Raw genomic sequence first — 15,548 nt, 5'->3', positions numbered from 1 at the left:
GTTATTCCATAAGCTAAAAAAACTCCTTACCGATTCACTCAGTAAGGAGGCTTTAACTACATCATAATAAAACAAGCTTATTTTTAATTTAATCTAGTTCTACTGCTTTCAAATTCCAGATTTCTTCTGCATATTGACGAATTGTGCGATCGCTTGAGAAGAATGCTGATTGGGCAATGTTAATCAAACACATCTTAGCCCAACCACGCTTATCCTGATATCGCCGTTCGATATTTGTACGTGCATGTGCATACGCATCATAATCAGCTAACAACAAATATTCATCATTTTTAAACATCAATTCATTATAAATCAGCTTAAAATCATTTGGATTTGATGAGAAAGTACCGTCTGTCAAAGCATCAATGATGCGATGAATATTGGCATTCTCATGATATTTACGCCATACATCATAAGAGTTTTCTCTGCGAATCAACGCGACATCATCAGCACGTAAGCCAAAGATTTCTGCATTTTCAAAGCCGACACGTTCGACAATTTCCACATTTGCACCGTCCATAGTTCCTAACGTAATCGCTCCGTTCATCATAAACTTCATATTCCCGGTACCGCTTGCTTCTTTACCGGCTGTTGAAATCTGTTCGGAAACATCTGCGGCATTCATTAAAATTTCCGCAATGCTGACTCCGTAGTTCGGAATAAATACAACTTTCATATATTTAGAAATTTCCGGATCGTTATTTACTTTATCCGCAACACAATGAATCAGCTTAATGACCTCTTTCGCAAAGGTATAAGAAGGAGCTGCTTTGGCTGCGAAAATAAAGGTACGTGGATAAATGCGATAATTCGAATCATTTTTCATACGGAAATATAAATCCATAATATTCAAGATATTCAATAGCTGACGTTTATAGGCATGCAAACGCTTCGCTTGCACATCGAAAATCGAATGAATATCAACTTCGATATTCAATGTCTTTTTAATATAATCCGCTAAAATCTTTTTACGCTCCAATTTTACTTCCATAAATTGCGTTTGCAGCTTTTCATCATCGACATACTGCATTAAATCCGTTAATTTATCAGGATTGGTTTTAAACTGCGGACCGATGGTTTTTTCCAATAAATCCGTTAGCTGTGGATTGGAATGCAACAGCCAACGACGATGGGTAATACCATTGGTTTTATTATTGAATTTTTCCGGATATAGCTCATAAAAGCTTTTCATAACATCTTCCTTTAAAATTCGTGTATGCAAAGCAGCAACACCATTCACACTATGTGAACCGACAATTGCCAAATGCGCCATGTGTACCTGTCCTTCTTTGATAATCGCACAGCTGTCGATCAAATCCGGACGTCCGAAATCATGTGATAAATGATATTTAAAACGGTTGTCGATTTCTTCGATAATCATATAAATACGTGGCAACAATTCTCTTACGTACTGCACCGGCCATTTTTCAAGAGCCTCACTTAATACCGTATGATTGGTGTATGCCATCGTTTTCTTTGTCATTTCCCATGCATCGTCCCACTCAAAACGATATTCATCAAGTAAAATACGCATTAACTCCGGAATACATAATACCGGGTGTGTATCATTTAATTGAATCGCAACCTTATCCGCAAAGTTATCTAAGCTTCCATACGTACGAAGATGAGATTCGATAATGTTATAAATACCGGCACTGACAAAGAAATACTGCTGTTTTAAACGCAACAGCTTTCCATGTTCCGTAGAATCATCTGGATATACATTGCGACAGATTTCACGAACCTCATTCACATATTCATTTAAGCTAGATGCATCACAAGCATCATCGGCAACCTCGGCACTCCATAAACGAAGGGTGTTGGTAGTTGCGGTATTTTGTCCGATGATCGGCATATCGTACGGTACTGCACGTACAACAAGGCTAGGAATATGATTAACAACTGCTTTTCCATCTTCTCCCATCCACATTTCAACACGCCCGCCGAATTTCACATCAACGGAATGCTTTGGCTTACGCACTTCCCAAACATTTCCTAGAGATAGCCATTTATCTGGTACTTCGACCTGTTCATTATGTTCAATCTTCTGTTTAAACAAACCGTATTCATAACGAATACAATTCCCATGTCCGGCAAGATTTAAGGACGCAAGAGAATCTAAGAAGCATGCCGCAAGTCTACCTAAACCGCCGTTTCCTAAACCGGCATCACTTTCCATTTCCTCCAACTCATTGATATCAATTCCAAGTTCATCTAAGCCCTCTTTAACGATATCGTAAATACCTAAATTCATTAAATTGTTAGTAAGCAATCTTCCCATCAAAAATTCCATTGAGAAGTAATACATTTGTTTTTCCTGCTTTTCACTAATGACATCTTTTGTCAAATTCCAGTTTTCACTTGCATGGTCGCGTACCATTTCTCCTAAAATCATATATTTTTCTGTAATATGAGCACGTTCAATGGAACACCCAAAGTGGCGAATGATTCTTTTTTTAAATTCTTTTATAAATTCATCTTTGTTTTTGAATTCGTTTGCCATGATCAAAAACCCCTTTCACTGCAATTATCATTTTACAATATCTGTATGTTTGAGTAAACACCTTTTATTTTCAGATAGCTCATATCCTATTGTTTTAATCAAAATGACTTGATATTTACAAAAATGATTCACTCAGTGAAATAGGTTGTAAATTTTTTCATCATTTTGTGGTGAGTATTCTTTCTTTATATTGTGCTGATTTTAAAAATCCTATACAACTCGCAGCAAAAAAAATATTCCAATATCGCATGTATTATCAAGTGAATGTTTGCTTTTCTAATTGATATTCATAGATAAAAAACCGCATAGCAGCCTCTTTCCCTTGCATATGAAAGCTATGCTCATGCTCACAGCAGCGTTTCATTCCCTGATGTTCATAAAAACCATAGTTACAACTGGTATCTGTAAACAAATAAAAGCTATCTAAGCCTTCCTGCTTCATATAATCAAGGGCAGCTTGAAACAATTGCTTACCGATTCCTTTTCCCCGATAAGCATCACTTAGCGCAAAAAGTGCTAACTCAGCCGGATAGTGTTTATGATTCTTTTCCAATAAATGCTGATCGATTCCATGGACGCTACCAAAGATTCTTGCTGCTTGTCGTCCTTCCTTACAACAATACAAAGTGGCTAATGCCTTCAGCTGTCGTAATCTAGCCATAGCTGAACAAGTATGCTTTGCGATATTATTCACCAAAATAATACCCGCAGCCTTGCCATCTGCAAGCACTACTCTTGAATAGGTATAGTTGGTTAAACAGCTGCTTAAAAATACATTCGCAAGCTTATTGGCGGTTTTCGGACTGCAAAATTCATCGTAATGCCATGTCTTTCTGATAATTTCCACCAAATCTCGATAATCCTGTTTCCTATATTCTCGAAATTGCATTTTCATCGTTTCACTCCTTATCTTTTCTATTATCGTAAGCTATGATAAACTATACAGTAACTGTAAGATCAAGAGGTATTTCAATGAAAACAAAGAAAATCAAGACACTAACTACTGCGCAATTTGCCAAGCTGCATGAGGTAAACAAACGCACACTTCATTATTACGATGAAATTAAGCTTTTTTCACCTAAAACCAAAAGTGAAGCAGGGTATCGCTATTATGATTTATCCCAAAGGCTTGATTTCGAATATATCCGCATGCTGAAGGAGCTTTCAATGAGCATTGAGGAAATCATTGCCTATCGTAAACAACCGAATACTAAGTCTTTTTTACAGCTTGCCGATTGCAAGATTGAGGAATTGGAGCATACAATAGAGTCCTTAAAGCGTACAAAGAAGGTTTTACAGGCAAAACGTGAACAAGCAATATTCTGTCAAAATTTACGAGATCAGGAAATACGTATCGAACATTGTTCACAAGAGGATATTTTATGCCTTCCGTATGACTTTGCTCAAGAAGATATTTCGCAGCTGTTTGTTTACATCAAGGAGCATTGGAGCATGGAACAGATACGAATGGGAATTGGCAGCTACATCTCTTTAGATAAACTTTATGCAAACGATTTTTCTATCTATGATGGTATTTTTTCTCCTGCTTTTTCTAAACAATCTCATAGTACATATAAACCCAGTGGACATTATTTATGTGGATATATAAAAGGAAGCTGGGATCGGCTTCCTAGTATGTATATCAAATTGTTAGAATATGCCAAAAAGCAGCATTTGCAATTAAGCGGTTATGCTTATGAAATAGGTCTTAATGAATTTCTTATTGCACAGCCTGATGATTATATTACGAAAATTGCAATTAGGATAAAGGAGTAAATCAATCTGTGTTATGTCATTTTTTACTGCAAGAGCATAAAATTCCTACTCTTTTATAATTATCAAAAACAGATGACATAACCCTTTATATCACAAAGAATCTGTCATCTGTTTCATATTTATACTCAGATATATTAGTTTTACTATTTATTTAACTAATGTTTAGTGTATCCCTTTCTTCGAATATAAGCAATTACCGCACCACTTAATAACAGCATAAAGGTGAATGCTAGCATATAGTCTTGTTGTCCGGTTCCAGGAATATCAGAGGTATTGTCTTGCTTTTCATCTACTTTTATAAGCTTAGATGCTGCTGATTTCAATTCCTCTACTACCGCATCTACCGTTTCCTGATTGACTTGATCATCTTGATAGATTTGATTAGCTCGATCTAATACACCTTTAAATACATTCCAACTTTCAGTGGTATAATCTTTCGCTTTATATGTATTGTATTTCTCCAATAATGCTTGTAATTCTTGCTTATCCGCTTTTTTATCCTCTTCTGTAATTGTGACTAATCCTTCTCTTGCACGCTTTAATTGAGACAAAGCATCATTGATGGTATTCTGGTCTACATTAGAAGCTAATACCTCTTGTGCAAGCAGTAAAGCAGCTTCATAAGCTTTCCATGTACTTGAAGTAAATTTATCTTTCTGAAGATTTTCCTCAAGCAATGCGTCCACCAATGCTTGAAGCTGGGATTTATCGGTTGCATAAATCAGATTCTTTAAAACCTCATCATAAGCTTTTTGCAGCTCTTGAGCTGTTTCATCAACATTCTTTTGAGATAGTTTATGAGTAATATTTACATTTTCCGCTATCCTCAATTTCTCTGTCATTTTATCAATCAAGACTTGTGCCTTATTTAGTGAATCAGCAGTAAATTTAGTAAAATCCAATGTATTCACTTTTTCAATTATCGCTTGTAATTCTGTTTTATCCACATCTTTCACGATAGAATCATAGGTTAGTCCATATCCTAACTGATACACAATTTCATCTGTGTATGACTTACTGCTAGGATCATATTTCGGAATATCAACAGGTAGCTTTCCAGAAGCTCCAAAAGTTCCTAAAATAACTTCGACCCCTCCTGTTAAATTCGGACTAAATGCCGCTGTTGCGCCAACAGTACCGCCACCAAAGGATTCTGTAATATCAAGACCTAATCCATTCGTCCCAAATACCGCTACAACAGCATCTGCCTTTGTAAATGCTTGAACATCATACGGGTGGTTTAAAGAAATAGCAACCGTTTGTTTACCAAGTCCTTCACAATAATCAATAAATAATTGTGGACAGGCAACTTTATATCCGCTAATATCAGCGGCACTGGAAATTTCCGAAGCATGTACTAACGTATCACACCAATCAAGCAAATCTCGATTCGTACCGTTAAACGCGCTGCCATCGGAATTGATGGCACTGTTTACCTTATCGTCCAAACCGGTCAGGTTATAGTGCTGTAAGATTTTATAGTCTGCACCCTCCGGTATAATACCGGCTTTTTTCGCTCTTTCCCAAGCTAAAACAAAACGATTGTTGTTTCTTGAGTATGTAGAAGCAAATAAGATTTTAGAATTCTTCGTTAGCTTTAGTGGTAGTGTATTATTTTCGTTTTTTACAACGGTTACTGCATTTGCGGATATCAAACGTTCCGTTTCGCGATTTTTCACTGAGCCTACAACTTCTTTAGCAACAGCCTTCTTTTCTTCTAAGCTTTGTGTATCATTTGCTAAATCCATGACACCTCGATTCAACTTCAAAGTTATAATTCTCTCCACAGAGGCATTTAATTCTTCTTGTGATAATTTAATTCCGTTATAACCGTTTTCAGAAGTATAAGCTTCCACAAACGCATCAATCAAAGGCACTAGCTTGGATTCTACATCTGCCATAGATGCCATATCATTAAATGGGATATCCAAGATATCTACCCCTGCCTTAACAGCTAATAGATTTCTCTCATTAACATCAAAATAATTTGCAACACCGTCCATAGTCATAGAATCCGTTACGATAACACCATCAAATCCCATTTCACCACGCAATAAATCAGTTAAAATCTCGCGTGATAAGGTTGCCGGCGGACTTAAATATTCCTGTTTCTTATCAGAATAAATTTTCTCAGTTACAACATTCGGAAATTGAATATGAGCAGTCATAACCATATCCGTTCCTTGTTCAATTGCAGACTTAAATGGCACCAATTCTGTTGCATATAATTCTTCCTTTGTTGAATCAATGGAAGGAAGTCCTGTATGTGAATCTGTTGCGACATTTCCATGTCCTGGGAAATGTTTAGCACTGGTAGCTACATTTTTGCTTTGCACTCCTTCAATATAAGCATTAGCAAACTTAGAAACAATCTGAGGATCACTACTAAATGAACGCAAACCGATTACCGGATTATTAGGATTATTATTTACATCGGTAACCGGTCCGAAGTTCATATTCACACCAATAGCACTCAATTCACTACCGATTATTTCTCCCGCTTTAAAAGCATTTTCTACATTCCCGCTAGCACCTAAAGCCATATTTCCGGGCAGTGCCGTACCTCCTGTCAATCGGTAAACAATTCCTCCTTCTTGATCCGTACCGATTAACAACGGAATCGCATTTTTCCCTAAGCTTTTATCCATTGCAGCTCTTTGCAAACCATCTATCAACTCTACATTGACAGTAGCATCGGGATCAAAATTAGCTGCAAATAATATGACACTTCCGATATCATAGTTCCCTATAATTTGATAGATTTCATCATTGATATTTTGTACTGATTTATAATGAGTCCCATCTTCCATTGTCCAACCACTTCTAAAGGACAACATCAGTTTTTGTCCGATTTTTTCTTCTAATGTCATCTTGCTTACAATTTCTTTTGCTTTTGCAGCATTTGTTGATGCATTAGCATGTGTCATTCCATTTCCGAAAATACTAGATACAGCTAAAAAGAACGCACTTGCTGTTGCTACAATTTTTCTTCTATTAACCTTTTTCATTTTTAATAATATTTCCTTTCTTGACATCTATTTTAAAAACTCATGTAATAATAAAAATCAATCTTTATCTCTCTTTCATTCCTCCTTTTTTCACGTATCCCTAACTTCTTAAGAATCCTAAAAGAATTTAACTCTCCCCTCCTTTTATTCTTTTAAGCTTGTCGATATAACTGCTGTACATTTCAATACGACTTTTAAAGAATATTATCGCATTGATATGTTTTTATGGCTTTACTGCATTGTATTTATATAATCAATGATTTTATTCAAATATCTTAATTTTATATATATGCGTGGTATCTGTACTATTTGATTTCATTATACTCCTCTCACATATTTTCCGTCAATACGCTATAAACACTTATGATTATTAGGATTTGGTCATTTTATAATTTTTTAAAGCTTGTATCGTATAGTTTTATATTGTACTAAAAAATGGTTCAAGAAGCCTTCAACAACCTATTTGTCTACGTTTCCCAAACCACAAATTTTTTCATTAACTTAGTAATAAATTATCATTTTTAGAAAGGAACAAATAATCCAATAAATATATGATATCCAATTTCCGCAATAGAAAAATGGTCCAAACCTCCAATTTCCGCACGAAAGCTATTCATCATAGCTTCATAATACCAAAATCAGATCAATTATTTGCTCGTATAATTGCCACATTCCTACAATTACTTTTACACTCACACAAGCTGCATGATTACAAAAAACAAAACCTTTAAAACAGAAAGAGCTAACAGCGTGATCCCTACAAACAAATACGACATTCTCTGAAAATACTTTCCCTTACTAATCAGATATGCCGAAAAACCGATAAGCAAAGGTTGAATCAGAATATGCGAAACCTTTACCTTCTCACCTAACACCTCTACCATGGCAGTATCCCCCGGATAACTAAAATACCCATAAAGCACCAACACAACAAGCGCAGCGACAATCAGCGCATTTCGCAATGCCTTTGAACGCAAACCCTCAACAAATTCATCATCATATTGCGTTTGGGCCTTTTCTAAAATTTCTTTACGATTCATCGTTTCCCCTCCCTTCTTCATCAAATTTCAGCTTAACGTAAGAAATCAGCAGAAAGCTTCGCTAATACGATTCCCAAAAGAACCGCACAAATCATCAAAACTGCTCGTATCAGCTTTTCCTTTTTATTCAATTCCTCCCAAGGCTTTCTTCCACTCATACCCTTTCCTCCTTTCGCCTTAATCAAAATAGAATAAATCTTCAAACTTCTGTTCCAAGGCAATGCAAAGCAGCAGTGCCAGCTTCGCCGTTGGATTAAACTGTCCTGTTTCAATCGAGCTGATCGTAATTCTTGATACCCCACTCATCGCAGCTAACTCCGCCTGCGATAAGCCTTTCGCTTTTCGCACACTTCGAATATTATTTTTTAATATAAGTTCCTTTTTCATGAATAAAGCTCCTATACAATATCCTTCAATATGTTAAGTTTTCTTTACACTTTTATTATATTTATGATAAGTAAACTTGTCAATAGGCTCAAGCAATATAAAGAAAAACCGATATTTCTATCGGTCGTCTTTCATTATCCTTTCTATAAGATCACTCACACGCTCTGTATTTTTTCCATCGGTATGCTCCATAAAACGCTGTTGAAACTTACGCAAACGTTCTTCATCAAAATCACGTGTTTGTAAACATGCAAGCAGTTCCTTTTCACTTTCGCAAATATCCATAGGCATTTCTTCCTTATATTTGACATTAAAACCAATCGTATGCGCATACTCTTGATAATCCGAAGCATAACATACCGCCTTTTTATGCAACAAGCTATAATCAAACAAAATACTAGAGTAATCACTTACCAAGCAATCGCAGCTACATAACAGCATATATAACTCCTCATCACTGACATTAAGGAAACGCTCCTGTTCTCCTAAGCTGATATTTTTTAATAAGGGGTGCATCTTATATAAAATAACCGTATCCTTAGGTAATTGTGCCAGTAGCTTTTCAAAATCAATCGTATCATAGCGTAAGCCATCAATAACATTTCCCCGAAAGGTTGGGGCATAAAGAATTTTATATTGATTTTTTAATTGCGGATACTTTTGATCAAAAAGAGCCTGTTGGCGATGAACATACGCTTGATCCATCAATACATCAACACGTGGCATTCCGGTAATTGCGATTTGTTCCTGCTTTACACCGAAGGCCTCACTATACGCCTGTGTCCAATAGCTGCTGTTTGCTAAAACAACGTCATAGTTTTTTACCGGATACTGACGTGTCGTAAGCTGATTTCCAAATTTTTTGATTGCTCCGCACGCATGCCATGTCTGCAATACATACGTTCCTTTACGTTTAAATTTTGTTACTACGAAATTATTATCGTTCAAGATGATAAGCTTAGAGGTATTGATTTCATATAGCTGTCGAAAGCAATTCAGCATATAGCGGAAATCATCAAGCAGACTTTTCTTAAAAACGATCAGATTATAATGCAGATCATAGCCACCCCGTTTTTTCAAACAGCGATCAAGAGCTAGAAAATCATGTTCCAAATGATCGGCGGTCATGGAAATAAAGGTAATCTTATTTCCTTTGATCGGTGTAAGAAAGCGAAATAGATTGCATATCGAAAGCATTGCTGTTAATACCATCTTCGCAAGTCCCATAGTCCTCACTCCTTATGAAATACGATATCAATAACACGTTTTGCGGCCTTACCATCTTCACAGCTGCAAAAGCGTTCATAAAAGGCTTGATAAGCTGTTTCATCGTACGCATCTTGCTTCACTGCGGCTAACAGCTCATCTTCGTTTGTATAAATATCACCCGGTAAATCCTTATGAATATCCAAATAGAAGCCTCGCAAATCATTGGCATATTCCTCAATGTCATACATATAGAAATAAATTGGTCTTTTTAAAATTGCATAATCAAAGAAAACACTGGAATAATCGGTAATCAGCATATCGCTTATGACATACAGCTCCCGAATATCCGCTTCTGCCGGTATCGAATATAAGAATCCCTGTAAGGAGCTATCTTTTTCATAGGTGTTGATGATTAAATAATGCGGCTTAAAGACAACGATATACTCTTCTCCTAAGATTTCCTTCCACTTGTGAAAATCTGCTTTCAGCTCAAACGTATAGCCACTTGCCACATAAGAATTATCACGCCATGTCGGTGCATATAAAACAATCTTTTTATCCTTAGGAAGCTGATATTTTTCTTTCAGCCTTTCCATTTCTTCCTTTGTTGTATTACATATAAAATCATTGCGTGGATAACCGGTTTCAATCAGACGTTCACGTTGGATACGAAAGGCACTTTGAAATACCTCCGTACAAAAACGATTTGGTGATATCATGTAGTTATAGCGCGCCACATCAATATCATAGGACTGTGTCATTTGCGCAAAGCTGACTGCCGAACGATAAAAAGTCATATCCTCAGCCGCTTCTATATCATGTGCCAAGCGCTTTAAAGGAGTTCCATGCCAGGTTTGTAAATATATCTGCTCTTCTTTTTTCGCAATGTAAGTGGGCATCTTACAGTTAATAATCCAATACTTTGCCTTTGACATGTAATAGAAATAAGAAAAGCTAAAGTATTCCTTGACCTCGGCACCCGGAATCGTGATTTGCTTTTGCTTATGCTTTTTGATAAACCAAATAAAACGATATCCTTCAAAGCGTGGATCTTGACGCATTGCTTCATAAATGGCTCGTGGATTGTCCGAATAGCCACGCCCATGGAACGCAATAAAAATAACAAGCTTAGGATCCACCTTTACCATCTTATAGGTCCACCTGTAAAGTATTCGGATTACTCGACCAACCCACTTTTTAACGATTTGCAAAAGCCTCATATCCATTCTTCCTTTCGTTAATAAACCAATCTTTTAACAATTATCTTCGTACAACGATCAAACACCTCAGCCATAAGAAAGCATACAACCAATGTTCCGAAAAAATATATGATCGTATATTCCTCATGCAGTCCGATTGCTTTTCCGACAATCATCGGAATACGCTGTAAAATATAAATACTGAAAATATGCTTACCTAGCCATAAAAGCATAGGACTATGGAAATGTAGAAACATCGAGGCGACATTTACGCATAATACAAAACAAATGGCATGTAAGATATAAAACAGTATATTTCCTCGGAAATAGTGAAAAATTAAAAAACACATTCCAAAGATCAATAAGCCGATTGGTGCCTGCCATGGCTTATGTAACAGCCATTGATCAAAGCGTTCCTTATAAGCACCATAGGTTAAACCTACCCAATAGCATAGGAAGGTATTATACCAACGCGTACCATTTTGATACTCTGCCAGAAACAGCATCGCCATAAGGGATAATCCTAGCATCATACCAAGAAAGCGACGCTGCTTGCCTTTGGTAACGATATAAGCAACGAAGCTTAAGCCATACAACAGCAAAATATCAAACAAATACCAGTTGCTGTTTCCGATGCTTTTCCAACCAATGCAGGAAGCTATGATACGTCCGAACGAATAATCCTTGTCAAGCACCCACCCAAGAATCGCAAACAATACAATCGCAACAGAGAAATTGATAATCAGTTCAATCATCTTTGTCGGCAGCTTATTTACATAATTCAATCCTTTTTTACGTATCGAGATCATGACTCCGTATCCCGAATAAAACAGAAATGTCGTTACGACCAACTGTTTCATAAACTCACGAAATTCCATATAAAAATCACTATATGGAAAAGAGGAATTAAGTGTACTAATAAAATGACTTAACAAAACCAAGAATACGAAAATTCCGTTGATTTGTATGGTCGTATCTCTAGAAATATATGCTTCATTGCAAAACCTCAGTCGAATCCCTGTTAGGCATAACAGGAAAAACGCAAAAAGTACGATCGTCATAGCCACCTCACGAAATAATATTGTCTTGCTTCAGCATCTTTACCAAGCGCTCGGTATTGTTTCCGTCATGGAAGCTAACAAGCTGCTCATAACGCTTTTGATACAGCGGATTTTGCGGCTGTTCATAATTTTGCTTAATAACTGCTTCAAGCTGCTTTGGTGAATAACAAATATCGCCATAAGCGTTTTCTTCATTCAGCATCAGCTTGGTTGAAGGTCCATAGGCTTCCATACATTCCGCTTTTTCTTCCCAATAGAAGATAACATTGCTGCCACGATAATACGCATCATAGGCAATAGAGGAATAATCGGTAATCAAAACCTTGGTTTGTTTGAGGATATCATCGTATTTATCCTCTGCATTTAAATATTTGCGTAGTGGAAAATCCGTATCCTTTAAAGCATCATAGAAAAGTGGGTGCGGTAGGATAACCACCTTATCCTGTAATGCTTCAGGAATGGCATCGAAGATACGACAAAGCATTTGATAATATTTTGTACTTTGAAAATCATAGCGTGCTTCATTGTATTCCCACGGACGCCATGTCGGCATAATAACGATTTTATCGGCATCTTCCTTCCATGTATTGCGATCAAACTTCGGAAGTCCGCATACATAAAGCGTGTCCGGATCATAATGTCCCAACTCGATAAAATGCTGTGCTTCCTTTTGACTGGAAACGACTACCCGATACTTTCCATCGGTTTTTAATGGCTTAAAAAATCTTCTGGATTCGGAATCCAAGGAAACCATATACATAACTCCATGCTGTAAAAAGACATAATTGATCTTGCGACTTGCCAGCTTTTTCAAGGCATAACGGTTTGCCACACGCAAATCAATCGCATGTACCAAGGCCTCGGAGCCTAAGAAAGTCTTGGCTTTAAAAAACAAGAAATAATGCTTAAAGCTTGCCTTATCCACAATATTTTTTTGATATTTTTCCGCAATTACACTACGATGTGGATAGTCCTTATCCAATATAAAGTAAGCATGCTTATAGCCTTGATCAATCAGCTTTTCATACAGCACCGATGCACTTTCTTCATAACGACTGCTTTCCTTTTCATAGAGTACAAGCAGCTTAGGAAGTGGTACAAGCTTTGCCAAGAAATAGGCAAATGTCATTTTCAGCTGTTGATTGGCACTGTCGCTTACATTGCGCTTACGCACCGTTAAAAACAAACGATTGTTGATACTTTGGCGGAAATACGCACTGGTTTCGCTTGCTTCATAAATTTGAATGGGTCCACGCTTATTTTTTCCCTTACGCAAATTGCTCAGCTTATAGCTCATGCCACGTAAATAACCATAACCCTGTGCGTCCTCATAATACAAATTTACTCGATTTTGAATTTCCATGGACTTCATATCCTCATGTGGCACACACAGCTTCATCGTTGTGATACGAATTGCCTTGCCAAGACGAAGTCCCTTTGTCAAATGCGCATCATATACATGCTCACCAATCTTAACTTTTAAGTTTTTAATCGAAAACGGCAAAATCGTATAGGCAAAGCATATTGCCGATAGCTGAAGTCCTTGCTTTTTATTTGCAAAATGCTTCCATAAGATGCCCATTTTTAAGCATTTGTTGTAATAGATGTGCTTATCTTCCTCTTTCCATAATGCATGCACATCATCAAAGCGATGGTCGATGATCGTATCATAGTTTTCTTTAAAGTAATGATACATGACATGATAGATTCCTCTGCGCGCAACGATTCCCATAACATTATTATGCTGAATATGCGCTTCCTTTTCACAATGAAAGGTAGACAGCACTCGATACATGTAGTGTGGATTGCCGGCAAAATAAATCACCTTTTGTGGCTCTAAGCTATAAAACATACGTTTTCTTTCGCGTTCAAAGCTTGCACGAAGCTTGCCCTTTAGCTTTTTATCAAAATAACCAAAACGCATTTTTATAGCAGCAATAATTTTTACAGGCAATGAAAATTCGAATTTATTAACAACTGCATAGTAGCCAACGCTGCGATCAAGCTGTTCCAACAGTTCTCGCTTTTGTTTATGCATTTTCCCATGAAAGGAAACGACGATATTTTTATCCGGCATTTCCTCTTTCAACTGCTTCAAATATGCAAGCAACAACTCATTTAGCTGCTTATTACGCAGCTTTCCACCATAAACTAGGACAGTTTCTTTTCCATTGTAAGGAGCCTGTTCAATATGTAATCCATCACGTTTTCCATGAATCAGCAAGTCCAATAACATAGCCGGTGTTTGCTTATCGGCAAAGGCATGGTATTGTGATAAAAATTCATGATAATCACATGTCTTACCAGATGTATGAATTTCCTTCATCAACTCATCGACACTGCAAACCATTGGAAACGGCAGATTTTCGATTGGAAAATACGTACCACGATCGCGCATATATTCTTCTAAATCGTAAGTGAATAAAACAATCTTTTTCTTTGTGATTGCAAAATCAAAGAATACACTGGAGTAGTCGGTAACAAGCATATCGCATAACGCAAGAAAATCATAAGTTTCATATTCACTTGGAAACGGCTTGATATGCTGATAGTTAGAAAAATCCATCGTATTGCCAATCAAAAAGTGTAAATTCACGTAGAAAATTTCCTCATCGCTTAGCTGTGCATCAAGTTTTTTGAATATTCCCTCTAAAATTTCCTTTTGACTTGCGCCATTGGCACTTCTTCCAAGCCCTCGCCAAGTCGGCATGTAAGCAATCAGCTTCTTATCCGATAAACCTAGTTTGCTTCGCAAGGCATCGCTTTTTTCCTGATCTAACAATGCCATATTGCGTGGATAATCGGCTAATACGATTTCTCCCTTATAAAGATTTTCCAACATATAATCCTTCATGAATACATCTTTGGTAAATGTATTGGGGAAAAGCGCATAGTCGCACATCAAATAGTTTTTCTGAATATTCGCCAAACTGGCAGCATTTTTCAGATCGGAAATACCTAAGGTCTTTAACGGTGTTCCATGCCACGTATTCATATAAACCTGCTGTTCACGCTTCAAAAAGTAAGGTGGGAAGGAATTATCCGTCATCAAATATTTTGCACAGGCTAAATATTTCTTGTATTCATCGCTGTTTCGAATCGTTAAAATCAGCGGATATTGATAAAAAGCAAAACGCTTCTTGGCTTCCTCTAGGTTTTCCTTTGTTACAACATAGACAATCTTATATCCCGCATACGCTTTATTTTCAAAAAGCTCGCGAGCCATCGCAAGCATATTGCCATTAAGATTTTTCCCCTGTCCGGCCTCTAACAAAATACACTTCTCATCAAGAGGAAGCTTACAGTATTTTTGATAAGCATTGGCCTTCAGCTTTTTCAATACCTTCTTAATTCCCATGTTAAAA

11 protein-coding genes are annotated in these 15,548 nt (G+C 36.8%); 1 reads left to right on the top strand and 10 read right to left on the bottom strand.

Annotated elements, in window-relative coordinates; genetic code table 11:
* Positions 1-88: 88 nt before the first annotated feature.
* Together EUBDOL_RS10210 and EUBDOL_RS10205 are read right to left on the bottom strand one after the other, a co-directional pair.
* Complete coding sequence (locus EUBDOL_RS10210; protein WP_004800883.1) at positions 89-2,503, bottom strand: glycogen/starch/alpha-glucan phosphorylase; 2,415 nt, start codon at positions 2,501-2,503, stop codon at positions 89-91.
* A 256-nt stretch (positions 2,504-2,759) separates the two neighbouring features.
* Positions 2,760-3,398, bottom strand: a complete 639-nt coding sequence (locus tag EUBDOL_RS10205) for a GNAT family N-acetyltransferase (RefSeq protein ID WP_004800882.1) — start codon at positions 3,396-3,398, stop codon at positions 2,760-2,762.
* Positions 3,399-3,475: 77 nt separating this feature from the next.
* On the opposite strand from EUBDOL_RS10205, the gene EUBDOL_RS10200 reads away from it, so the two are divergent.
* Entirely contained in the window at positions 3,476-4,279 is an 804-nt protein-coding gene (locus tag EUBDOL_RS10200; protein ID WP_004800881.1) for a MerR family transcriptional regulator, read from the top strand.
* A gap of 155 nt (positions 4,280-4,434) precedes the next feature.
* On the opposite strand, the gene EUBDOL_RS10195 is transcribed toward EUBDOL_RS10200, so the two are convergent.
* The 8 genes from EUBDOL_RS10195 to EUBDOL_RS11055 all read right to left on the bottom strand — a co-directional run bounded on the left by EUBDOL_RS10195 (position 4,435) and on the right by EUBDOL_RS11055 (position 15,541).
* Positions 4,435-7,206 carry a glycoside hydrolase family 3 protein gene (locus EUBDOL_RS10195; RefSeq protein WP_407636355.1) on the bottom strand — a complete coding sequence of 924 codons (2,772 nt, stop codon included), beginning with the start codon at positions 7,204-7,206 and terminating at the stop codon, positions 4,435-4,437.
* 773 nt (positions 7,207-7,979) lie between these two features.
* A complete protein-coding gene (locus tag EUBDOL_RS10190; RefSeq protein WP_040463814.1) occupies positions 7,980-8,327 on the bottom strand; it encodes a DUF6442 family protein in 348 nt (115 codons plus the stop codon).
* 32 nt (positions 8,328-8,359) lie between these two features.
* Positions 8,360-8,485, bottom strand: coding sequence for a hypothetical protein (locus EUBDOL_RS11835; protein WP_022421073.1), 126 nt, complete (start codon positions 8,483-8,485; stop codon positions 8,360-8,362).
* A gap of 19 nt (positions 8,486-8,504) precedes the next feature.
* Positions 8,505-8,714, bottom strand: coding sequence for a helix-turn-helix transcriptional regulator (locus tag EUBDOL_RS10185; RefSeq protein WP_004800876.1), 210 nt, complete (start codon positions 8,712-8,714; stop codon positions 8,505-8,507).
* 117 nt (positions 8,715-8,831) lie between these two features.
* Positions 8,832-9,941 (bottom strand): CDP-glycerol glycerophosphotransferase family protein, encoded by a 1,110-nt coding sequence (locus tag EUBDOL_RS10180; protein ID WP_004800875.1) that lies wholly within the window; start codon positions 9,939-9,941, stop codon positions 8,832-8,834.
* A gap of 5 nt (positions 9,942-9,946) precedes the next feature.
* Entirely contained in the window at positions 9,947-11,143 is a 1,197-nt protein-coding gene (locus EUBDOL_RS10175; protein ID WP_268869323.1) for a CDP-glycerol glycerophosphotransferase family protein, read from the bottom strand.
* Positions 11,144-11,160: 17 nt separating this feature from the next.
* On the bottom strand, positions 11,161-12,183 hold the full coding sequence (locus EUBDOL_RS10170) for an acyltransferase family protein (RefSeq protein WP_040463813.1): 1,023 nt from the start codon (positions 12,181-12,183) through the stop codon (positions 11,161-11,163).
* A 7-nt stretch (positions 12,184-12,190) separates the two neighbouring features.
* Positions 12,191-15,541, bottom strand: coding sequence for a CDP-glycerol glycerophosphotransferase family protein (locus tag EUBDOL_RS11055; protein ID WP_004800872.1), 3,351 nt, complete (start codon positions 15,539-15,541; stop codon positions 12,191-12,193).
* Positions 15,542-15,548: the final 7 nt, after the last annotated feature.

Source organism: Amedibacillus dolichus DSM 3991 (assembly GCF_000154285.1).
Lineage (GTDB): Bacteria > Bacillota_I > Bacilli_A > Erysipelotrichales > Erysipelotrichaceae > Amedibacillus > Amedibacillus dolichus.
The sequence above is the reverse complement of the archived record's forward strand: the minus strand, read 5'-3'. Positions and strand labels throughout refer to the sequence as shown.